The 20,710-nt window shown below is 60.1% G+C and carries 22 protein-coding genes; 8 read left to right on the top strand and 14 right to left on the bottom strand.

What is annotated here, in order from left to right; all coding sequences use genetic code 11:
- The first annotated feature begins 19 nt into the window (after positions 1-19).
- Together JTE92_RS27655 and JTE92_RS27650 are read left to right on the top strand one after the other, a co-directional pair.
- Positions 20-472, top strand: a complete 453-nt coding sequence (locus tag JTE92_RS27655) for a hypothetical protein (protein ID WP_147318586.1) — start codon at positions 20-22, stop codon at positions 470-472.
- Entirely contained in the window at positions 472-3,135 is a 2,664-nt protein-coding gene (locus JTE92_RS27650) for a tyrosine-protein kinase family protein (RefSeq protein WP_084254791.1), read from the top strand. The genes JTE92_RS27655 and JTE92_RS27650 overlap by 1 nt, the downstream gene beginning before the upstream one ends.
- Positions 3,136-3,373: 238 nt before the next feature.
- On the opposite strand, the gene JTE92_RS30830 is transcribed toward JTE92_RS27650, so the two are convergent.
- From JTE92_RS30830 to JTE92_RS27625, 5 genes are all read right to left on the bottom strand, one after another.
- Positions 3,374-3,493 (bottom strand): SymE family type I addiction module toxin, encoded by a 120-nt coding sequence (locus JTE92_RS30830; protein ID WP_106062105.1) that lies wholly within the window; start codon positions 3,491-3,493, stop codon positions 3,374-3,376.
- Positions 3,494-4,108: 615 nt separating this feature from the next.
- Positions 4,109-4,585, bottom strand: a complete 477-nt coding sequence (locus tag JTE92_RS27640) for a DoxX family protein (RefSeq protein WP_063241579.1) — start codon at positions 4,583-4,585, stop codon at positions 4,109-4,111.
- Positions 4,582-5,403: an HvfC/BufC N-terminal domain-containing protein gene (locus tag JTE92_RS27635; protein ID WP_063241580.1), complete on the bottom strand. Its 822-nt coding sequence runs from the start codon at positions 5,401-5,403 to the stop codon at positions 4,582-4,584. Before JTE92_RS27635 ends, JTE92_RS27640 begins: the two co-directional genes overlap by 4 nt.
- Entirely contained in the window at positions 5,375-6,265 is an 891-nt protein-coding gene (gene bufB, locus JTE92_RS27630; RefSeq protein WP_063241581.1) for an MNIO family bufferin maturase, read from the bottom strand. The genes JTE92_RS27635 and bufB overlap by 29 nt, the downstream gene beginning before the upstream one ends.
- Before the next feature lie 20 nt (positions 6,266-6,285).
- A complete protein-coding gene (locus JTE92_RS27625) occupies positions 6,286-6,606 on the bottom strand; it encodes a BufA1 family periplasmic bufferin-type metallophore (protein ID WP_063241582.1) in 321 nt (106 codons plus the stop codon).
- A 117-nt stretch (positions 6,607-6,723) separates the two neighbouring features.
- Between JTE92_RS27625 and JTE92_RS27620 the strand changes: the two genes are divergently transcribed.
- Both JTE92_RS27620 and JTE92_RS27615 read left to right on the top strand, forming a co-directional pair.
- On the top strand, positions 6,724-7,398 hold the full coding sequence (locus JTE92_RS27620; RefSeq protein WP_084254793.1) for a sigma-70 family RNA polymerase sigma factor: 675 nt from the start codon (positions 6,724-6,726) through the stop codon (positions 7,396-7,398).
- Positions 7,395-8,048 (top strand): NrsF family protein, encoded by a 654-nt coding sequence (locus JTE92_RS27615; protein WP_063241583.1) that lies wholly within the window; start codon positions 7,395-7,397, stop codon positions 8,046-8,048. The genes JTE92_RS27620 and JTE92_RS27615 overlap by 4 nt, the downstream gene beginning before the upstream one ends.
- A 3-nt stretch (positions 8,049-8,051) precedes the next feature.
- Here JTE92_RS27615 and JTE92_RS27610 read toward each other — a convergent pair whose 3' ends face one another.
- Entirely contained in the window at positions 8,052-8,627 is a 576-nt protein-coding gene (locus JTE92_RS27610; RefSeq protein WP_063241584.1) for a TetR/AcrR family transcriptional regulator, read from the bottom strand.
- A 336-nt stretch (positions 8,628-8,963) separates the two neighbouring features.
- Between JTE92_RS27610 and JTE92_RS27605 the strand changes: the two genes are divergently transcribed.
- Positions 8,964-10,181: an oxygenase MpaB family protein gene (locus JTE92_RS27605; RefSeq protein WP_063241585.1), complete on the top strand. Its 1,218-nt coding sequence runs from the start codon at positions 8,964-8,966 to the stop codon at positions 10,179-10,181.
- A 180-nt stretch (positions 10,182-10,361) separates the two neighbouring features.
- Here the strand turns inward: JTE92_RS27605 and JTE92_RS27600 are convergent, their stop codons facing one another.
- From JTE92_RS27600 to JTE92_RS27585, 5 genes are all read right to left on the bottom strand, one after another.
- The gene (locus JTE92_RS27600) at positions 10,362-10,685 is read right to left on the bottom strand and encodes a hypothetical protein (RefSeq protein ID WP_063241586.1); all 324 of its coding nucleotides are present in this window, start codon (positions 10,683-10,685) and stop codon (positions 10,362-10,364) included.
- A complete protein-coding gene (locus tag JTE92_RS30585; protein WP_232353328.1) occupies positions 10,685-10,960 on the bottom strand; it encodes a hypothetical protein in 276 nt (91 codons plus the stop codon). Before JTE92_RS30585 ends, JTE92_RS27600 begins: the two co-directional genes overlap by 1 nt.
- A gap of 7 nt (positions 10,961-10,967) precedes the next feature.
- Positions 10,968-11,372 (bottom strand): hypothetical protein, encoded by a 405-nt coding sequence (locus JTE92_RS30580; RefSeq protein WP_232353327.1) that lies wholly within the window; start codon positions 11,370-11,372, stop codon positions 10,968-10,970.
- A gap of 2 nt (positions 11,373-11,374) precedes the next feature.
- Entirely contained in the window at positions 11,375-11,929 is a 555-nt protein-coding gene (locus JTE92_RS27590) for a PAAR domain-containing protein (protein ID WP_063241587.1), read from the bottom strand.
- A 255-nt stretch (positions 11,930-12,184) separates the two neighbouring features.
- Entirely contained in the window at positions 12,185-13,030 is an 846-nt protein-coding gene (locus tag JTE92_RS27585) for a hypothetical protein (protein WP_232353326.1), read from the bottom strand.
- A 263-nt stretch (positions 13,031-13,293) separates the two neighbouring features.
- Between JTE92_RS27585 and JTE92_RS27580 the strand changes: the two genes are divergently transcribed.
- On the top strand, positions 13,294-13,917 hold the full coding sequence (locus tag JTE92_RS27580) for a hypothetical protein (RefSeq protein WP_063241588.1): 624 nt from the start codon (positions 13,294-13,296) through the stop codon (positions 13,915-13,917).
- Between the two features lie 34 nt (positions 13,918-13,951).
- Here the strand turns inward: JTE92_RS27580 and JTE92_RS27575 are convergent, their stop codons facing one another.
- The 3 genes from JTE92_RS27575 to JTE92_RS27565 form a co-directional block, all read right to left on the bottom strand.
- Positions 13,952-15,067 (bottom strand): MlrC C-terminal domain-containing protein, encoded by a 1,116-nt coding sequence (locus tag JTE92_RS27575; protein ID WP_232353325.1) that lies wholly within the window; start codon positions 15,065-15,067, stop codon positions 13,952-13,954.
- A gap of 250 nt (positions 15,068-15,317) precedes the next feature.
- The gene (locus tag JTE92_RS27570) at positions 15,318-16,649 is read right to left on the bottom strand and encodes an IS4 family transposase (protein ID WP_063242164.1); all 1,332 of its coding nucleotides are present in this window, start codon (positions 16,647-16,649) and stop codon (positions 15,318-15,320) included.
- 1,092 nt (positions 16,650-17,741) lie between these two features.
- The gene (locus JTE92_RS27565) at positions 17,742-18,506 is read right to left on the bottom strand and encodes an NYN domain-containing protein (RefSeq protein ID WP_063241737.1); all 765 of its coding nucleotides are present in this window, start codon (positions 18,504-18,506) and stop codon (positions 17,742-17,744) included.
- 206 nt (positions 18,507-18,712) lie between these two features.
- Between JTE92_RS27565 and JTE92_RS27560 the strand changes: the two genes are divergently transcribed.
- On the top strand, positions 18,713-19,648 hold the full coding sequence (locus JTE92_RS27560; protein ID WP_063241736.1) for a LysR family transcriptional regulator: 936 nt from the start codon (positions 18,713-18,715) through the stop codon (positions 19,646-19,648).
- A gap of 66 nt (positions 19,649-19,714) precedes the next feature.
- Positions 19,715-20,683 (top strand): Bug family tripartite tricarboxylate transporter substrate binding protein, encoded by a 969-nt coding sequence (locus tag JTE92_RS27555; RefSeq protein WP_063241735.1) that lies wholly within the window; start codon positions 19,715-19,717, stop codon positions 20,681-20,683.
- Positions 20,684-20,710 lie beyond the last annotated feature (27 nt).

Here is a 20,710-nt window from a genome sequence, read left to right as displayed (position 1 = left end):
ATCACAATAAGCAATGCAAATGGAAGAATATGAGTTAGCCTCCGCCTCCAGGCGCGCCGATGTCGAGATGCTACTTTCAGGGGGGAATCCGCGAACTACAGCGGCCGTCCACTTAGGTGGCGTTGCCGTAGAGTGCAAACTTAAGGCCCTCATCGCCGAGTATCATGAGATTGACGCGTGGGAGGAATGCAGCCGTCGAAAAAAAGATCCCAGATTGGGGCAGCCGATTCCACGCCCAGGGCACGGCCTCTTTGCTGCAATCAAATTGATGGATACCGTCTATCGAAAAGCGAAGGCAGATCCAATGTTTCTAAGCCATCTGGATCGAGTTATGCATCCTGCCGGCGCCACATCACTGGATTTTATTGAGCTACGGTATGTCGCTAGCGAATTGGATCGAAATGCGTTAAGTAGTTGGCAGCAAAGTTTTCGCTATGTGGTGAACTGGTTGATTAAGAACAAGGGGAGTTGATGGATACCGTAATCGCGTTGCGCGAACAACTAGATACTCTGTTTCCGCAGAAGTACGAACTCGACGTCGGATCGAACAACTCCGCCATTCTTACCGTTGTTGATGATTCTTTTGCGGGAGAGAGCCGTGAAACCCGGCTCAATCGAATCCGTCCGTTGGTCGAAGCCTCCGGCCTTAGGCTCAGCATCGCAGAACTGTATACACCGTCGGAGGCACTGGAGCGCGGGATTCTGTTGGCGCCGCCGGTCCGCCTCGCGCCCAGTAGTTGGGACGTAGCTGTCTCAATGATTGCGTCTGGCCAGCGTGCCGAACCTGACCCGACAATCAGAAAGCCGCGCCGAGTTGTGTTCTACTCATATAAGGGTGGAGTCGGTCGAACCACGGCAATGGTGCATATGGCTTTCCACTTGGCGCGAGGTGGGGAGCGTGTAGCGATCGTGGATCTTGACGTAGAAGCGCCAGGTCTCCACAAAGTTCTGCCGCGGCCGGATGGACGTCCTGTCTCTGCAGGCATCATCGACTTTCTTTGGGAGCGCCAAGTGCGCCCCTTCGATGTTGATACCGGGGAAGGCCTTACAACTTGCCTTGTAGGGATGGGGAGTGGGCAGCGAGAGGGAATCTCCTATGTGGTGGAGGACCCTGCAACACGCGCTCAAGTTCACGTAATTCCCGCCGGAGCCATTGGAGGCGAGTATGTGCGCCGCCTCAGCACTTTGTCCTCTCATGACGTGCTTACGCGAGCTGATGATGCTTGGACTCTATTTGAGAAGGAACTGGTTGAGCAAATCGATCCAGACATACTGCTGATTGACGCTCGGACTGGACTTGGAGACTGGGGCGGCCTGTCGCTTCTTAGACTCGCTCACGAAGTCTTTCTTGTAATGTTTCCGAGCGACCAAAACGAAGAAGGAATTAGCTTCGTACGGCAAACTCTAAAACAAATTAGCGAAGTCAATACGCATCTTGTCCTGTCGCCAGTTCCGGAAGGCCCTGTCGGCAAGGAGATTGTGGCTCAGTTTTTGCCAAAGCTTGCTCTGGACGAGGACGAAACCCCGACTGAGATCTCCTATAACCCCGGAATTGCGGCTGCCTCCGTCTATCCCGTGGAGACTGCAATGTCAGGATACGCGAGCCTCGCGAATATATTGCTTGACTCTGAGGCGGAAGGGAAGGCTCAAGATTCTATAATGCGTTCTGATAGGTGGAAGGTTATTGAGTCGCTCAATTTTCCGGAACGCGAAGCCAAAACCATTGCTGCGAACGATTTCGAGCTTTTTTTTCAAAAAACTGCAGATTTTGACAAGTTTTTGGATGATGCGCGATGGGTTGTCCGGGGACGCAAGGGAACTGGTAAATCTACGCTTTTTCACCTTTTTACTGAGCACCGCGAGAACGCGGCAAAGCGCGCACGTGGAAGACTGGAAGGCATTGATATTTTGCCAGGTCACGGCCCAGCAGTCGGCGCAATTTTTAGACCAACCACAGACGTATTTGGTGATGTCCAAAAGGGGCTAGAAGCCGCAAGACAGGATTGGCTCTCCTTGTGGAGAGCGTATGCAATCGTGCGAGTCTTTGTCTCGGAATACCCGTTAATCGAGGTGGCACTTAAATCCCCCGGGATGAAATTGCTGAAGGAAAAGCTCGCTTCTGCTTTTTCTACGGCGACTACTCGCGCTCAGTGGCGCTCAACCCACACAACGGCCCTTCTGTCGCTTGTCACTGATCCATACAAGGGGCTTTGTAGAGACCTCATGATCGACTTGAACAGCTCGCTGGCCAAGGAAAACAGAAAGCTGTGGCTTCTCTACGATGACCTAGATCAGGACATCAAAGAAGAAAGTGTATGGCAAGAGGACGCTCTAAGCGGACTACTCAGGCTTGCTTACGATTCAAATAATCAAGATTTGCATCACATACGCTTTAAAATTTTCCTCCGCGAAGATATTTGGAGCAAGTTGGTGTTTACCAACAAAAGCCACTTCAGTGAACCTCGAACGTTATTGCTGCAATGGAAGATTGACGACTTCTTGCGCCTTGCCTATCGCTTGGTTACTGGTGGATCGCCGGAGTTTCGAGCGCTAGCACATCGCGAGTTTCCGCTAACCGATGCTGAAGTTGATACTGCTGGAGAAGAAGAGCTTCGTCAGGCACTCGCACCACTTTGGGGGTTGAGACAAGATAAGGGGAGAAGCGCGACGGTGGCCAAATGGGTATACAACCGGATGACTGATGCGCAGGACAACACCTACCCTCGCTCGCTAACGGTACTGCTTCATGCCGCCAAGGAAGAGGAATTGCGCGTTCGGAATGATAAGCTGGCGCCAAGCGACCGGTTACTGAGTCAGCGGTCGATGCAGGTTGGTCTTAAGGCCGCCTCGTCCGAGCGCGTTAATGCTCTAAAGAACGAATATCCATCGCTCCGTCCATTCCTGGAGGACATTGAGAATAACAAGACCCTTCGCTCTCAATTCACTTCTGATGAATTGAGAAGTGCCTGGGAGCGATGTGGTCAAACCTTTAGCTCATTTGAGTCTTTTGCTACGCAGCTTGATTCCTCAGGAATGCTTGTCAAGAAGAAAGCCGGAGGGGCTTACCATTTCGGCATCGCGAGTCTATATATTGATGGATTGGGCGTGACCCGCGTGCAGGGCGAGAAGAAGTAACGCATCGACCAAAAAAAGGACAGATTTGTTTCAAGATTCAGAAATAGATCTGCTTTTTTTGGGGGAGAAGCGCTGGCGCCGCCATCTCAGGAGGCTGAAAACAACTCGATGGAAGGCACCTCTGCGTATGCACAGCGTTGGAAGATCAGCACTTCGTTGATCCTCTGACGCCCCTTCGTTGTGGCTGGTAGTTTCGAGGATCCGCAGCAAAGCATCTACGAACCCCTTCCCACTGTGGCTACTCCGAGGAAATTACGACAACCTTATTCCGTACCTCCACTTTGAGCGCTTGCCCGACCTTGAAGCCTGCTCGTTCCAACCATACCCCACCTAACCGAATCCATGGAACGCATCGCATCCCACTATAGCGGTTACCTTCAGTTGCCTTGACGCGGAAATGCCTGTAACTGGTCGTGAATGTGCGCACGTGCGCAGTGGAAGATGTCTTCCGCATAGCGAACTCCTGATTCGAAACTTGGATTCGCCCGTGCAAGCTGGGCGGCCGGGCACTTGAACACCGCCCGCAGATCGGCCCGCATATTTCCCCTTTCGGGTCTTGTATCGATGCGCGCTGCCCGGCCTTAGCAGAAAGCTATGGAAGACGCGCCACGGCTGTCGGACGTGGCAACGCTGCGGGGGGTGTGTTCAGCACCATGGGCAAGCCTACGCGTTACTTCCAGGTCGGAGAATGAGACGACTCTAAGTTCTGCTGCAGCGATGCAGTCATGGCCGTCCTGAGACTTGATTCTCTGCCGGCAGGCTAGTGGGATACGAACACCGAAGGGCCGCCTTATCGCCCCGGCATTGGCACTCCCCGGTCCTTCTCCTTGCGGGTCTGCAAGCTGCAACATGGATTAGGGCAAGCGGGAAGGAAATCAATGGACGCGGAGCGTGTCGCCAGACCGTTGATAGGCCGGATGCAGCTCACCCCCGGTTTCTCGGCATGGACACCCGAGAGTGTGGCCCGCGCTGATCAACGATCCGATGCGCTCATGACACGTCGGCGAATCAGCCAGTCAATCGAGAACATGCCCGCGCCGCGCGCCAGCAGCACCAGCAGCATTGCCGCCCACTGGATATGCGTAGGCCATGCCTGCGGATAGACGAATACCTCGATGACCGCGGTCATGCCGAGCAGTATCAGCGCCACGGGCCGGGTTGCCAGGCCCAGCACCAGCAGGACGGGCGCCGCCAGCTCGATGGACACTGACAGGTAGGCGGCCAGTTCGGGCGGCAGCAGCGGAACCCGGTATTCCTCCCGGAAGAGTTCGACGGCCGTCTCCCAGTTTGCCAGCTTGGTCATGGCTGAATTCCAGAAGATGGTGGCGACCGCAAGTCGCAATGGAATCGCGAGGGCGGAGTAGGGAATCCGATCGAGCCATGCCACGACGCGCTGTGCGCGCTCGACAAGCGTGATGGAGGCATGGGGGGAGTGCGTGGCGTGTGTCATGGCGATAGATCCGGGAACGGTAAGTCGGAAGCCTGGGCCTGGCCGAAGCCGGTAAAGCAACCGGCCGACAACAGCGTGGCGAGCCACGCGTGCGCGTCGGACGGCGGCGTTGCGCCAAGCGCGGTGTGCAAGGGAAGCCCGGCCAGTAACGCGGCGGTGAATTGCCATTGCCACTCGCCCAGCCGGTCGACGTCGATCCCATCTGGCGCGCGTTGCACGAGCAGCCAGACCGGGCCCGCAGTCAGGTCGATATGCCGCAGGGCATCTTCGTCGTGGTTCAGCACCGCGCGCCAGATAGCATCAACGGGGAATTCGGAACGCACCAGACGCACGGCAGGGTTCGGCACAAAATGCATGTCGCCGAGCGTGGATGCGTCCAGCTCCGCAAGGCGGCGCAGATCCAGCGGCTCTGCGTCCGGCGCATGCAACACCGAGTTCACGGCCCATTCGAGCCGGGCGACGTCCGGCAGGTAATCGAGCGCGGCAGCTTCCGGCAGGCGTGCCAGGAAGTCCGGAAACGCTTCGCCGTACCCATCCAGCCATGCGCGCTGCGGGGGGGACTTCTCGATGAACAGCCGGGCAGCGCCTTCGAAAAACTCAACGCCAGTCAGGGCCTGGATGGCCGGGTAGGACAGGCGTAGCGCAGCCACCAGCGTCGTGGCGGCCGTGTTCCGGTAGATGCCGAGCCGCGCCTGCGGCGCCAGCCCGTCTGCGCTCACGTGTGCAGAGCCGCCGCCGTCACCACTGCCGGTGCCGCCCCACAGCTCCCGGGCGATCGCGTGCTGCAAGTCAAGCAACGAGGGGAGATCGGATGGCATGCTGCTCTCTTTCCAGTGCGGCCTCTGCAATACCCGCTTCGTCCATCAGCACATCGAGCGGGGGCACGTCTGTATCCCATTCGATCAGCGTCGGCACCGGCCCGAACAACCGAAGCGCCGCGTCATAGAGCGCCCACACCGCTGGCGCAACACGCGAGCCGTGATCGTCGATACGCAATACCTGCCCGTGCTCCAGTTGCCGGACGCTGTGACCGGCCAGATGGATCTCGCCGATTGCCGCCGGCTCCAGCGCGCGCAGGTACGTCATGGCATCCCATCCGTGGTTGCTGGCGCTGACGTAGATATTGTTGACGTCACACAGGATGCCGCAACCGGTGCGCCGCGCGACTTCGGCGATGAACTCCCACTCCGGGATGGTCGAGTGGCGAAACTGCAGGTAAGTGGAAGGGTTCTCAATCAGCATGCGGCGCCGCAATGCGCCCTGTACCTGGTCCACATGCCGGCACACGACGGCCAGCGCTTCCTCGGTCATCGGCAGCGGCAGCAGATCGGCAAAATAGGTGCCGCCGGTGATGCTCCACGAGAGATGTTCCGAGACCAGCCCGGGTTCCACCCAGTCGACAACCTCGCGCACGCGCGCCAGATGGCTCTGGTCAAGTCCCTCGGCACTGCCAAGGGACAGGCCCACCCCGTGCAGCGAGATGGCGTAGTCGCGGCGAATGGCGTCCAGATAGCCTGGCGTGCGGCCACCGCCCATGTAGTTCTCGGTATGCACTTCAAACCATGCGACAGCCGGGCGTTCTTCGAGCACCGCCTGATGGTGCCGAAAGCGCAGCCCGACCCCGGCTCGCGGCGGGATCGGGCCCGGCCCGTGTGGATTGGCAAGCGCCGCAGCAGGCATGGTTCGCTCCCTTGCCTGTTTCAGGTGGCCTTCAGCTTGCCGCCCTGAATCTTGCTGCAGTCGCCGGCGGGCAGCAGCACGAACGATTTGGTGTCGCGGGCCTGCGTGGCTTGTCCGGCGCAGGAGTGCGTGCCTTCCGCGCAGTCGTTCTTTGCCGCCGCATTAATGCCGTAGCACTTCTCAAGCTTGTTCTTCTCCATCCGCGCCATGTTGTCCTTGACGATCTGCGGCATGCCGCTCATGTCCTTCATGGCTTGCGCCTGTGCCGGCACGGCGACCATGGCCAGCGCGAGCCCGAGGGCGGACGACAAGGTCGAGGCGGCCAATACGTGTTTGTTCATCTTGCTGTCTCCTGACGATTGCGGCCCGGATCCGGAGCCGTGTCAGGAAATTCGGCCCAACGCGACCAAAGGTTACGCATCTCCGAAAAATTAATTACGCGCGACAGGCGGCTCCTCATGAAGCAGAATTCAGGCATGTCTCCCCGAACAGACCGTCGTGCCGGCGGTAACCTGAACCTTGTGAGCGCCACACAGGACGCGGCCGACGCTGGCCATGTCTCCGGGCCAGCGCGCCGGGCAGACGGTTCGCCGGACTGGTCGGCCATGATGGCCCGCGCACAGGGCGGCGACCGCGAGGTGTACCGGCGTTTGCTTGAAGGCATCACCCCGTATATTCGGGCGCTTGCGGCACGCCAGGTCCAGAACCGTGGCGACATCGAAGACACCGTGCAGGATGTACTGCTCACGGTACACGCGGTGCGCCACACCTACGACCCGGCGCGCCCGTTCGGGCCCTGGCTGGTTGCCATTGCCCACCGGCGCATCATCGACGGTCTGCGCCGACGAGGGCGTACCAGTTCGCACGAAGCACCACTCGGGACGGAACAGGAAACCATTTCGGCTCCCGGGGCGAACTTCCAGGAAAGCGCAATGGACGCGCGCGCGGTGCGCGACGCCGTCGAGCGCCTCCCGCTCGGGCAGCGCGAGGCGCTGCGCATGCTGAAACTGGAGGAGATGTCGTTAAAGGAGGCCGCTGCTGTCAGCGGGATGTCTGTCAGCGCGCTGAAGGTGGCCACGCATCGTGCCCTGAAAACGCTGCGCAAAATGTTCGAATCGCAAGGTGGCAAGTGAGAAACACCCCTGACCTGATCGACTCGCTGGTGGCCGATGCACCACCGGTGCAGCGCTTGCGCCGGCCGGTGGTGCGGGCCGCGTGCTGGCTGCTGGCAGCGGCCCTGTTGCTGGCGCTGGTCGCGATTGTGCATGGCGTGCGGCCAGACCTGATGCTGAAGTTGCAGCAGCCTGTCTTCATTGCCAGCGTTGCGGCAGCCATCGTGACCGGCGCTATGGCTGTGGTGGCTGCGTTCATCGCCAGTGTGCCGGGCCGCTCGCGCCGGTGGCTGTGGTTGCCATTGCCGGCCCTGGCCGTCTGGATGACGACGATCGGGTATGGCTGCCTGACGAACTGGGTCGAGATCGGGCCGGAGGGGATTTCGCCTGGCGAGACGGCCCGCTGCTTTGCGACGCTGGTGGTTGTCAGCACACCGCTGTCGGTTGCCTTGCTGATCATGCTGCGCTACGTGGCCCGCCTCTCGCCGGCACCGGTGGCGATGTGTGCGAGCCTCGCCGTTGCCGCCATGACGGCGACGGGCTTGTCCCTCTTTCATCCGCTGGATGCCAGCGCCATGATCTTGTTGTGGAACCTTGGTGTCGCGCTGCTGTTCGTCGGCGCCGGCAGGTTGTTTGGACGTCAAATGTTCGGCTGGGTGGCGCGATACTGACGGTCAGCCCTCACCCCGCTGCGAAAACCCCAGCAAAAACAACCGAACAGCACGCCGCACCTTCTCACGCCGCGGCGCATCCAACCCCGCCGCATCCAATCCCTGAACCGCCCGATGGAACGGCTCGGCCGCCACGCTCTGCAGGAACTGCGAGGCCACGAAGGCGATCTCGTCATCGCTCGGATTGCCGGCAGCCCATGTGCGGAATACCGGCTCGAATGAGCGTGCCGCGCCGAGGATGGCGAAGTCGACCACGGTTCGGGCCAGTTGTGGAAACCGTGGTGCTTCGGCAATCGTCACGCGATACAGGCCCAGGACCTCGGGTCGCAGGATCCATTCGAGCAGCTCGCAGGCCATGCGGACCAGGCGTTCCTCCAGCGGCTCGCTGTCGGCTTGCACCGGCTGTCCGGTTCGCAGGTTCTGCGCCACGTAGCGCAGCACGGCCGCCTCGAAGACTTCTGCCTTGCCGGCAAAGCGGGTGTAGTAGGTCTTCTTGGAAATGCCGGCGGCGGCGGCAATGGCCTCCACGCTGGTGGCGCCATAGCCGTGCTCGAGGAAGAGCCGGGTGGCGTGATCCACGATGGTGTCGGCAAGCTGCCCGGCTCGTTCCAGCGAGGGGCGTCCGGATGGCCGCACGGATGGTTGTCTGGATGGTGCCGCCGTCATTGCGGTGTCTCTGCCCTTGCGCATTGCAATACTGTTCTCCGCTGTCGGGCCTGGTTGGGTGAGTGCCACGGCAGATGCGGGCCCGCATCTGCGCATAGGGAAAGCATGGACTTGCGCATCGGCATCGGGCGCCCTATAAAGGAAACGATGTCGTTTCCTTTATCGCTCTCGTTATAGAACGACCCGTCCATTTGGCCAAGAATTATAAGAGGGCTGCATGCAGCTCTCCCGCCGATCCAGGAGACCCGAATGTCGCATGATGGCAGGCTGTCCCCCGCGTTGCCGGGCCGTGCAATTGACCAGGCCGCGCTTGCGGCGCGTTTCGGCGCCGAAGCCACGGCGCTGGTGATGGAAATGGCCGCCAGCGCCGATCCGCTGGCCGATGCGGCCATCGCCGCACTGAACAGCGGACAGGCCGGCCATCCGGCGATCTTGCAAGCGGGCCTGCGGGAAGGGCGCGCAAGCCTGTCGAGCCCGCCCGAGGCCATCGACACCTTTCTCTGGCAGGCCGAGTCGATGCCGCCGTGGGTGGATCCCGAACGCATACGGCGCGGGGGCGAAGCCTATCTGAGCATTGGCGCGCTGTGGACGAGTATCTCGCTTGGCCCGGGGTCGCTGGCGCATACCTATAGTTCTCCGGCCATTGCCAGCGTATTGATGGCCACCGGCAACCTGGATGCGCAATCTCCGCGGCGCCTGCTGGAAACGGCCGTCTGGCAGCAGCAGACGCTGCGCCCGGGCGGCCTGGCAGCCGGCGCGCAGGGCTATATCCATACCTTGCAGGTTCGCATTCTGCACGCCCGCGTCCGGGCCGGCTTGCTGGCGCGCGGATGGGACACCACGCAACGCGGCATGCCCATCAGCCAGCTCGATATGTTGCGCACATGGCTGGATTTCACCTACGTGCCCTTCAACGCGTTGGAGAAGATTGGCATTGAATTTGATGCCGACGAGTTTCGCGACCTCTACCACGTGTGGCAACTGGTGGCCCACTTGCTGGGGATTGAAGACCGCTACTACCGCCGGGTGACCGACCAGGCGTCCGGCGCGGAAATGCTGGCGCTGATCGATGCCGCCGCCGGCGAGCCCGATCAGGCCGCCGCCACGCTGACGGCCAAGATGCTGGATGCGGCCGCCCAACGCCTGGGGCCTGCCCTGGGCATGCCCGCAGACGCGGCGGTGGGTCTGATGCACGCTTTCTGCCGGCTGTTCCATGGCGATGACTTTGCCGACAAGCTGGGAGTGCAACGCAACTGGTGGAGCGGGCTGATGCCGGTCTTCGCCAATTCGAACCGCTACCAGCGCCTGCTTGAGCGGAGCGACCCCGAGGTCCGGCAGGGCAAGATCGCCGCCACGCTGGCGGCGTTCGATCAGCAGATCGCGGCGCTCAAGGGGGAGACGACTTATCAGCACAACCTGAGTGCGTACTCGGGAGCGGGGATGCCCAGGACGCTTGCGGGTGCGTGATAGGGGCGGGCGATACTGACTGGCACGGCAGGCCGACGGGAGAAAGGGGACCCTTTCATCCCGTCCCAGGAGATCGCGGACTGCTCCGCCAAGGTGGCTGATATCGCCGGCTCCAGAATCCTGAGAGTTCGCCGCATTGGAGGAACATCCCTCCGTCATGGTGCTACCGCAATGCGTGCGTCACGCCGCGGCCGCTGAGAACATGGCTCGAATCACCCTGGTGTCCAGGGCATAACATGCAATGGAGGCCAAAACGGTCATCCCGGCCATCATCAGTAATGAGCGACGCTGGTCGGGACTGATCCACAGCAAGTATCCCAACGCCCCAAGCCATACCAGCACAAGGATCAGGTCAGCCAGAAGCACCGCAGCTGACACAACCCCCGCATAGCCAACGAACATATCGTCCCGTGTTGGCGCAGCAACTATGTGAAAGAGGCTTAGCCCGATAAGCGAAGCAGGCAGCAAGACGGAAGGCAGCAGGAATAACCAGCGCAGAACCATTACCTCACCCCCTCAGCCACGACCCGAGCGGCCAGCGCCTGCAGCCTGCGCGGCAAGTCCGGAACCATGTGTGCATAATAGAAATGGCCCTCACCATTCCCAGCCGACATCTGATGCGCGAGCTGTGGCGTTGCTGCCGCAAGAGCCAATTGCGATATACCCGCGTAGATCGGGTCCCCATGTACCGTCAGGTCAATAACGACAACTTTGCCGATGTGGCGATGCTTTCGCAGTTTGTCCAGGAATGTCGCATCGATCGGCGAGCCGATCAGCACCAGATGGTCAACAGTATGCCCTTGGTTGGCGTAGTAGTTGGCGGTCTGTGCTGCAAGCAATGAACCGTAGGAATAATCCGATCAGGTTGAACTGCGGCGCCTCCGCTGACATGCCAGAGGCAATAACCCATTCCGCATCGTCCTCATAGCGGATAGTGAGTCCGGCACGAATAGCATCGACCAACATTCCACGCTCGCCGAGAACTGTCCGTGTTGCCGAGTTGGTCAGGCCGAGACTAAACGACTTTATGCCGGCACCCTGAAACGCCTTGGCCGTCGGCGGGATATAGCTGCCATCCAGCCCAGCGCCACCCCAATACAAGGTACCCCGCGGCCGCAACAGGTACACCTTGACTGGTTCCCTATCCGAAACCGGCGTCAGCCGGACGTTGACAGTCTTGATCGGTTGCATGGTTACGCATCCTCCCCAAAGACCTCAAGCCTCACCGTCGCTGCGCGATCCGCGACTACAGGAGTAGTGAAGCCGTCGCTGTCGGTGCGGCCTTCATGGGTGCCGGTCTCGCCGGTCAGGCGATACCGCCAATTCACCAAGGGCTGCCCGCTGGCTTCATCCAGCAACTGGATGCGCTGGTCGTAGCTGGGGGTCTCGCCTGAGTGCAACGCCTGCGTGGTCGCAGCAAAGCCGCTGGGCGCAGCGACGCGCAGCTTCGCAATGTGGTCCGCGGTGATAGTCATCGTGAACGGACGCGAGGCATGAAAGACAGGCGCTGGTCGGCAACCGCATGCACAGATGTCTCCGCTGAGGGCCACTTCCTTGCGCCTATCTGTAGAGGGGATGCGCGGACCGACACAGACAATCACGCCCGGGCGCTTGCATACAGGGCAGTAGACGGCGTCGCCTTCACGGGCAACTGGCTTGCTGTGCCAGGAGTAGGAACTGCTGCCGCCAACGATGACAGCACCGTTGTCGGCTTTGTCGCCCCTAACCAGATAGGTTCGGGTCACCATGGCGCGCCCTCAGCGTCGGAACGAACGTATGCCAAGATCGGCGCAGGGTAGAGGTCCTTCGACCTCTCAAGATGAAGGTTATCGTTTCTGATTGAGGCCATTTTCCGTGTTCCATGAGTATGGCAGGTCGCCACCAAGACATGGAACTAGCCGTGCGGTATGGAAACAATCAGTCAAATCCTAAAGTGGCCGTTGAAATTGCGTCCATATACTCATCCGGCTCCATTGAACGATTCATGAGACTGACCGCATAAGCTATGACATCGGACAGCGAAACTCCTTCCTCCAACGACGTCGCGCTCGTGTGCCAGGCCATCGTGGCCGCCTAGCCGAACAAAGCTCCCCGAAGATCGCTTGGTAACTGATGGCTTTGAACTTCAGTTCATCGCCAACCAGCTCATGGAACCTCCGGATCTCATCCCGATGACGTTCCCCGTGTGGTCCTGGCCAATCGAAATACACATACCGGAGTAGCCAACGGCTTTCGTACTGACGGGCCAGCGCAAGGGCATGCTTGAGTAGCTGCGGCGCGCCAATGTGCCGGAAGGCCTCCCGGCCCGCTTGCAGGGCTTCCGCTAGCGCCTGTGCCCTCGGCAACCCGACCTCTTCCCAGCGGCTGCGCCCCTGCGCAAGGTATGGCGGCCTGAACGCCTCGCCCGCCAGCGTTGCCTTGCCGCGCAGCCACTCCGTGAACTTGCTCTCCAAGCCGGCCATGATGCCGTTCGCAAGTGGTAGGCACACATTCAGATTGGCGTGACTGTCGACTCCCGTGGACAGTTTGGATTCGAATAGCGCTGCGGTGGGGCAGGAGGGCAGCGCCAGCGCATTCATCAATGGCGTGGCATCGGCGCAATCGGTCCAGAAATCGAAAATGTTCGCGGCCAGCGCAGAGGACGAATGCAGGGCTCGCATCTTTGCTGGCTTGTCACCACGCTCCATCAGTTCGCCACCGTCGCCGTTTGCAAACGCCGCAAGTGTTGCTGGCGAGAGTGGCCGCATCAGATTGAGGTCCAGATTGGGGACATAACCGCGTGCATCAAAGGCGATGCCCCGGTTCGCTGCCCACTCCTGTTGTTCTCTGCAAATGGCTGCTACAGACATGAATGGCCTCCGTCGAGCGCGTTCCCCCAGCCGACCGGTGGTCTTGCGAGGGGTCGTGGTTACGGTTGACGATTGCTTGGGCAGGGGAGGGAATCCTCCATATGACGGAACGGGGATTGAGCCAGGCCTGATGACCTAGCTGACCCCCGCTCAATCCATGCCGTGGTCGTAAGGTCATCAAGGCTCAGCAGGCGTTCGCCAACGCACAGACATATGCCTGAGTCCAGGAAAGGATTGTGCAGCCGAACCACCTGCGAGCTTCCATGTTCGACCTGATTGATGCGCTGCTTTTCGATGACGTTTTTGTCCAGTTGTGGGAGCCTCAGTATGACGCGATCGCGCACGATGAAGCGGAATACCAGTCCCTCATCCAAGCAGTACGCAAGGACGTCGATTCCATTGATGCCATAAGGGAAGGGACCCTCAAGCGGATACTTAATTGGAAATCCGCCCGCACCAAAGGTTATGTGCACTGGTGGAACTACGGTCTCTACATCGAGACCGTGAGGGACTGTCTCTCAATGCACGGGGATGATCGACTGGACGCCATCTGCAAATTGCCGGGGGTTCGAGAGCGCGTTGGATCAACAATTCTGCATTTCATCTATCCGGACACCTACCCGATTTTCGACATTCGAACCCTGGAAGCGCTCCGCTATCTTGGCGCCGACCTCGGGAAATCCTTCAGTGTGAACAACTACTATCGATTTCGCGAGTACCTCATCTCGACGCAAGTGGTGCTGAACAGGTGGACTCTCCGCGAATTGGACCGCGCAATATTCGCCTTTCATAAGCGCAGCCCGGAGATATTCGGCGCCACACTGGGCAATGGCCGCCGTGCCCAATCGACGACTCATCCTTACTACTGTCCGAGATCGGGAGCCTAGCGCCCCACGTCGCCCCAGCCGTTGGCTCCCGTCGTCATGCGACATCGGCACCGCCGTCGAACCGCACCTCATCCCACAAGGGCCAAAACTCTCCGACGAGCCTTTCACGCGGAAACGACGCAATCGCAGCCGTACTCAAACCTTCACTGTCGACGGAAATGATGTGCTTAGCCACCGTCCGATAACCGGCACGGAAATGGTTGGCCCCCTTGATCGCAACGACCTTGTACCCAGTAACATCCAGCCCGTGCATCGCAAACGGCTCGACATCATAGATCTGCTCGGCACGCGAAGCCACGATGATATCGACACCGTTGATGATGAGGCGACACATCGCCCCCAAGTCGAAGTGAACCCCTTCAAACATCGAACCAGGGCGATTCACGAACCGACCATCCGTGATGCATTTCACATAGGCATCGGCCTCGATCGGCGCGCCCTGGAAGCGGCCTTGCTTGCCGCCCAGCGAGACCCTCATCGTCGCGCCAACACCCGCGCGCTGTGCTTGTGCAACAACGGCAGCATCGTTGATCGACGCGAAACAGCACGTGCCGGCGGGCGGATTGGCGTCCAGTAACGCGCGAAGCAGATGCGTGCCGTCTCCGGGTGTGCCGCCGCCCGGGTTGTCTGCGTACTCGTTGACCACGACAGGCCCCTCTGCCGCGGACAGGGCAAGGGCGACGCCCTGTGCGGGGGTCGGAAACGTCGGACGGAACGCCTCGCGATGCGACCAGATCCATTGCGCGACTTCGTCGACGCAACGCTGCGCAAGCGCGGCGTCTCCGGTTGTGGTGCACACGACCGCCGGGCAGGGGGCCGCGATATCCGCGTAGGGGAAACCGTGGAACCACGAGCAGTCGATGACGCCGGGCTGTGCGGCCAGCTTCCGGCAAACGTCGTTGACTTCCGCCGGGATGAACCCGTCTTGTGTCGTCACGATGTACGGCAGCATTGGCAGGCGTCGCGTTGCGGTGACCGGTGTGAGCCCGCCCCGGATCATCTCAAGCAGCAGCTCGACGGCTTCGACGCCCCGGTCATGGAAGTCGGTATGCGGATACAGCTTGCACGGCAACGTCAGGTCGCAAGCGTCGCGCATCGCGTCCGTCATGTTGCCGTGCAAATCGTAGACCACGGCAAACGGGACACCCAACCCGACCAACGCACGAACGGCAAGCGCCAGATCGTCTTCGGCGTCTTCAGTGTCGTCCAGAAATAGGTCTGTTCACTTTCACTTGGTTGGCACTTGACGATAGTAGTCGCCAAGCTTGAACAACTTCTTGGTGTCAAAGTCGACCTTTTGACGAAACCGATTAAGAAGCTCCCTTCCGGCGAAGGTTTTGTCCGCCGATGTGGATGTACCATATTCTTGATCTGGGATTGCCCATCTCGTTATACAGATCTCACAGCTGTTCGGCGCGTAAAGCCTGCAAAGTTTGAGCGGCGACCATGACCTGCTGCAAGCCAAGCCAGATGGTTTTGACGCCTGGTTCACCATCGCCCCTGCGGCCCAGGAAACCACCGAGCGATGCAATCAGGCGAATCATTTGATTGAGCGTAGGTGGCGTCTGGGGCCGCGGCTTCTTCGACAGCAGATAGGTCCCTCGTATCTCATCGGCGTCGAAGAACAGCGACGCATCAAGATCAGGACACGTCCTGCCCAGGCGCATCAGCCGCGCAATGCGCCATGAGATCACCATGTACAGCACCAGCGCCCGTTCGACGCGATCCATCTGCGATAGCTGCAAGGCCTCCACCTTGCAGGCGTTCTTCAACACATGGAAGAACAGCTCGATCTCCCATCTGGCCCGATACCAGTCGATGAGCTCAATCACCGCATCCAAGTCTTGCGCTTCTCGGTTAGTCAGCAAGCGCCACACCACCGGCTTCACGCCGGCCGGGGCGCCGCATTCCTGGGCCACCAGGCAAGTGAGCGCCAGACCGTTCTTGCCCGGCAACCTCACGCGCTGGGCGCGCAACTCCTGTTTGACTTCACGTGCCTTCTGGCCGGCACGTCCGGGCAGGATGAAGGTAATCTCCCCGAGCGCTTCACTTGCTTCCACCGCCTCCCACAGCTTGCCCTCGGCCCCAAGGCTGCGGTTGTGTTGCGAACGAATCAACCAGTCTGCAGGATGACCCAACTCCTCGGCTCGCTGCATCAGCGCAGCGATGTCGCCTTCACGATCCGTTACGTAGACCAGGCGGGTCTCTGGCAGCGTGCCCGCCTGCTCAGCCACGCGTTCATAGCTTTCAATCCACCGCACGCTCTCCTTGATGCCGCCGCGCTCTCCGTTCGCATCCCGCAGCTCGCGTGCCCACATCCAGGCGTCCACAACCCCCAATGGCTCCCGATCCGGCGTCACCGCGTAGGTCGGATGCAGATAGATCCCTCGCTGCGCTTCGTAGCTCAACGGTCCCGCGCCTTCCATCTCCTGACCGTTGAAGTCCAGTTCGGTCGTATCGGCAATACACAGCACCACCGGAAATTGCCCCATGCGCTCAGCCGTACGCTCCCAATGCGGCTGCATCAGGTCTCGCCATTCGATCTCTTCGTTGCCGAGAAAGCGGTAAGCCGCCATGGTCTCGCCCCAGCCGTCGCAGGCGCTCGGAATGCTTGCCGTTGGCATGGCTGCAAACCGCTTGAGCAGCGCCTTCGCTCGCCGATCCCGTCTCGGATCGCCCAGATCCAGCGTTTCAAATTCCTCGTCCACCCATGCCCCCGACTCGTTGCCCATTTGCTCTGGAAAATCCAAGAGTAAACGCCATTCCGAGCAGGTTTACAACAGTCATATCGTCCAGTTCCGTCAACTTCTGGCGGCCAGGGCGGCGATCGCGCGCCTCGACTTATGTATAACGAGATGGGGATTGCCTTCACAATAATTTCGACGGGGGTGGCGGAGAATATTGAGCTCTCTTGAAGAATGGAAGCGTTAGTGTCTAGCTCAATTCCTGAAGTCAATGAGTGTTTTTTGAGGGCGAATAAGAAATGTGGTCTAAGTACCTCGTGATAAAGAAGGTCAAGTTTTGCATAAAAAAAGGAATCCTCCTTGGTCGCCATAATCTGCGGCATCAGGTCTAGTCTCGGTATAACGTGCCTGAGTGAATGGAATACGTCGATCGCAATATTTGCTGCCTGCATGACGTCCACTTGATTTGCGCGCATCGGGTTCCCGCTAAAAGCAGTTTTTTGAAATGTTAAAGATTTGTCATTTGTTCGGTCGTGAAATAGTTCATTTCTATATTGCTTGAACTCTTCTAGCTTTTGGAAGGTGTTTCTGTAAAATTTTCTGCGATCTATTTCCAGAATTTCTAGAAGTGATTTAATTCTATGTCCGAAATCTTTTGTTTTTATTTCATCGAAGGACAATCTTTTGGTTAGACAGCAAATTCTAATAATGGAGTTTATATAAGCTTCGATCGATATGAACCACATTCCAATCGCCGATTGAGGGGCGTTACCTTGCCTAATGTGATTGGTTGAGAATTCTAGTTGTTCGATTTGTTCGGCGCTATAGTAAAAGGCGAGTTGCGAAAATTGAATATATGTGAGATGAGATGTGGCATCCTCGCCTAGTGACGGAATCCATGCCAAAAAATCGCCTACATCATTTCTTCTTAGTTTTTCAAGTTGCATGTGAATGCTTGGTGAGGTTGGGTGATTGACGCTCTATATTCATTATGTAACTGTAACGGCGTTGGTACACAAATCAGGGTGACGCTGTGAAGTACACCCCCACGGGCGGAGTAGCGTTGCTGTTAACTTTGGGCTCTGGACTCAGTATCATTAGCGAACCAATCCGCCGCCGCCGTAACGCTGCCGCGACCGATCAGCTTGCATCGCTCAATGCCATTTCAGCCAGTCCAACCGTGTAGTGACCACCGGTCTCTCTTCTCAGCGCCAGGAGGTCGTACGTCTGAAGCATATCGACCAGTCCTGAATGTCCGTAGGTGGCGGGCGAAAAGCTGGGGTCGGTCCGCTTGAGATACTGTCCCAACGCGCTCAGATGCACGCGGCCCTCAGACGTGTTGCTCGCAAGCAAGGCGATGGCTTCCACCACAAACCTTGGTCGCCGTTTGACTACTGGCTGTTTTGGCTGCTCAGGCTTCAGCTGGATCGGCGCACCGGCAGGCGTCTCAGCTTCCGCCGCTGGGGCCGGCTTCCATTCGAAAAACTGGTCGCTGGCATTGCGAAGCGCTTCCGGCGTCTTGGACTCGCCAACGATGCAAACCGTCGCTCCACGCTCTCGGAGCTTTCGGCAGAGATAGGCAAAGTCTGAATCGCTGGTGACGAGGCCAAACTTGTCGGCCCGGTGGTCAAACATGGCTTCCAGTGCGTCCAGCGCCAATGCAATGTCGGCGGTGTTCTTGCCGGCCGCGTATTGATACTGTAGGCACGGCGTAAAAGCCTGGCGAACCAGCGCCTCCTGCCACGTTTTGCCAAGCGCGTTCTGATTGCCATAGCCACGGCGGAGAACAACGCGTCCAAACTGGGCAACGACTCGGAGGGCGTACTCCAGAATTTCCGGTGTCGTGTTATCGCAGTCGACAAGTACGGCAATACGGGATTCGGCAGCAGGGACTGGTACGCTCATCGATTTGCTCATCAAGTGACCAAGGGTGTCGTGATGATAATGGCAAAGGCGAGTCCGGCTGGAACGCAGGGAGCGCGGGAAATCCGCAGTTGCCTACCCCGCTCGATGAGGCGAAAATCAAACGGCCCGGTGCACCGCATTCCAAGGCGCTCGAAACGGTTTCCACTTCCCTCATCGGTAGCCCGCCTACCTAAGCACGGTCCATCGTGACATCCTCGGCCCCACGCACCTCCCGCCTCCACTTCGACCTCACCACCATCCAACTCTTCATCGCCGTCTCCGACCAGGGCAGCATCACCCGCGGCGCCGAACGCCTGCATCTGGCCGCGGCAGCCGCCTCCCGCCGCATCCTCGAACTCGAATCCCAACTAGGCGTCTCCCTGTTCGAACGCCTCCCCCACGGCATGGCCCTGACCGAGGCCGGCCGCGCCCTGCTGGCCCATGCCCGCGGCATCACCCACACCGTCCAGCGCATGCAGGACGACGCCGCCTCCTTCGTCGGCGGCGACCTGGGCGTGGTGCGGGTGGCGGCGCCAAAGTCCGCGGTCATCCAGTTCCTTCCCTTCGACATCCAGCGCTGCGCCACCGCCTGCCCCGGCGTCCGCATCGACCTGCAGGAAATGAACAGCGAGGAAGTCCAGCAGTCGCTGCGCCGCGGTACCGTGGACATCGGCATCTACGAGGGCAGCCTGGGCATGATCGACCTGCCGACCGCGCCCTATCGCAGCGACCGGCTGGTGCTGGTGGTGGCGCGCGGCCATGCGCTGGCGAAGCGCAAGCAGGTCACGACGGAAGACGTGCTGGACTGCGACCTGATCGTGCTCGGCGAGAGCTCGGCGATCTCGATCGGCCTGGAGCGGCTGGCGGAGGAGGCGGGCCGCGTGCTGCATATGCGCATGCGCGTCGGCGGCTTCGACAGCATTGCCGCGCTGGTGGCCCAGAACCTGGGCGGCGGCGTGATGCCGGAGGCCATTGCGCGCGAGGTGGCCGGTGGCAGCCGCTTCGTGCGGCTACCGATCGCCGAAACCTGGGCGCAGCGGCAATTCGTGCTGTGCCACCGGCCCCATGGCGCACTTTCCTCCGCCGCGCTCAGCGTCCTGGAAGTGCTTGCGCAAAACGCGAAACCAGAATCCCCAAAATAGCGATAGCCCGCGGCGCCCGCATTGCGCAAGATGGCTCCATAACGATTAGTACTACGGAGACACACAATGCAGCGCAGACAATTCATCCTGGCCGCGGCGGCCGGACTGGCGATGCCCGGCCTGGCGCGCGCCGCCGCTGACGTGCAAGGGCCGGTGCGCATCGTGGTGGGTTTTGCCCCCGGTGGCGGCACTGACGTGCTGGCGCGCGTGATCGGGCAGAAGCTCGGGGTCATGTGGAATACCAGCGTGCTTGTGGAAAACAAGCCCGGCGCGACCGGCGCGATCGCCGCCGCCTATGTGGCCAAGCAGCCTCCTGACGGCACCACGCTGCTGATGGCGCATGTCAACAGCCATGCGATTGCCCCGGCGCTGCTGGACGTCAAGTACGACCCCCGCGCCGACTTCACGCCGATTTCGATGGTGGGCGTTACGCCCAATATGCTGACCTGCCGTCCGGAACAGAAGGTGCGGACCGTTTCGGACATCGTGGCGTTGTGCCGCAAGAACCCGGGCAAGATCTCCTTCGGTTCGTCCGGCATCGGCTCGGCGCAGCACCTGGCGCTGGAGATGTTCCGGATGCAGGCCAGGATCGACGTGGTGCACGTCCCGTACAAGGGCTCGGGCCCGCTGGTGGCGGACCTGATGGGCGGCCAGATCGACTATGCGTTCGACACCATGACTGCCGCCACGCCCTTTATCCAGCAGGGCAAGGTGATCGCGATCGCGCAGACGCGGCTCAAGCGCGCGGCCAGCCATCCCAATGTGCCGACGCTGGCGGAGTCGGGCTTCCCCGGCCTGGATGCGGCGTCGTGGTACGGCCTGGTGGGGCCGAAGGGCATGTCGCCGGCGCTGGTGCAGCGCATGAATGCGGACGTCAACCGCGTGCTGGCGATGCCCGACGTGGCCGAGCGGCTCAAGAGCTTTGGCGCCGAGGATTCCGGCGGCACGAACCAGCAGTTCGGCGCCTTTATCGCGTCCGAGTCCAACAAGTGGGCCAAGGTCGTGAAGGACGCCGGCGTGAAGGCCGAGAGCTGATGGCGAGGAACCGTCGCACCCACGCAC

Origin of the sequence: Cupriavidus oxalaticus, from assembly GCF_016894385.1 — a bacterium.
In the GTDB taxonomy this organism is placed as follows: domain Bacteria; phylum Pseudomonadota; class Gammaproteobacteria; order Burkholderiales; family Burkholderiaceae; genus Cupriavidus; species Cupriavidus oxalaticus.
Note: the sequence above shows the minus strand (reverse complement) of the source record. Positions and strands in the feature narration are given on the sequence as shown.

Excerpts from the sequence above, each read along its gene's own strand:
- JTE92_RS27655 (WP_147318586.1), top strand. The coding sequence starts at position 20 with ATGGAAGAATATGAGTTAGCCTCCGCCTCCAGGCGCGCCGATGTCGAG.
- JTE92_RS27650 (WP_084254791.1), top strand. The coding sequence starts at position 472 with ATGGATACCGTAATCGCGTTGCGCGAACAACTAGATACTCTGTTTCCG.
- JTE92_RS30830 (WP_106062105.1), bottom strand. The coding sequence starts at position 3,493 with ATGCGATGCGTTCCATGGATTCGGTTAGGTGGGGTATGGTTGGAACGA.
- JTE92_RS27640 (WP_063241579.1), bottom strand. The coding sequence starts at position 4,585 with ATGACACACGCCACGCACTCCCCCCATGCCTCCATCACGCTTGTCGAG.
- JTE92_RS27635 (WP_063241580.1), bottom strand. The coding sequence starts at position 5,403 with ATGCCATCCGATCTCCCCTCGTTGCTTGACTTGCAGCACGCGATCGCC.
- bufB (WP_063241581.1), bottom strand. The coding sequence starts at position 6,265 with ATGCCTGCTGCGGCGCTTGCCAATCCACACGGGCCGGGCCCGATCCCG.
- JTE92_RS27625 (WP_063241582.1), bottom strand. The coding sequence starts at position 6,606 with ATGAACAAACACGTATTGGCCGCCTCGACCTTGTCGTCCGCCCTCGGG.
- JTE92_RS27620 (WP_084254793.1), top strand. The coding sequence starts at position 6,724 with ATGAAGCAGAATTCAGGCATGTCTCCCCGAACAGACCGTCGTGCCGGC.
- JTE92_RS27605 (WP_063241585.1), top strand. The coding sequence starts at position 8,964 with ATGTCGCATGATGGCAGGCTGTCCCCCGCGTTGCCGGGCCGTGCAATT.
- JTE92_RS27600 (WP_063241586.1), bottom strand. The coding sequence starts at position 10,685 with ATGGTTCTGCGCTGGTTATTCCTGCTGCCTTCCGTCTTGCTGCCTGCT.
- JTE92_RS30580 (WP_232353327.1), bottom strand. The coding sequence starts at position 11,372 with ATGCAACCGATCAAGACTGTCAACGTCCGGCTGACGCCGGTTTCGGAT.
- JTE92_RS27590 (WP_063241587.1), bottom strand. The coding sequence starts at position 11,929 with ATGGTGACCCGAACCTATCTGGTTAGGGGCGACAAAGCCGACAACGGT.
- JTE92_RS27585 (WP_232353326.1), bottom strand. The coding sequence starts at position 13,030 with ATGTCTGTAGCAGCCATTTGCAGAGAACAACAGGAGTGGGCAGCGAAC.
- JTE92_RS27580 (WP_063241588.1), top strand. The coding sequence starts at position 13,294 with ATGTTCGACCTGATTGATGCGCTGCTTTTCGATGACGTTTTTGTCCAG.
- JTE92_RS27570 (WP_063242164.1), bottom strand. The coding sequence starts at position 16,649 with ATGGGCAACGAGTCGGGGGCATGGGTGGACGAGGAATTTGAAACGCTG.
- JTE92_RS27565 (WP_063241737.1), bottom strand. The coding sequence starts at position 18,506 with ATGAGCGTACCAGTCCCTGCTGCCGAATCCCGTATTGCCGTACTTGTC.
- JTE92_RS27555 (WP_063241735.1), top strand. The coding sequence starts at position 19,715 with ATGCAGCGCAGACAATTCATCCTGGCCGCGGCGGCCGGACTGGCGATG.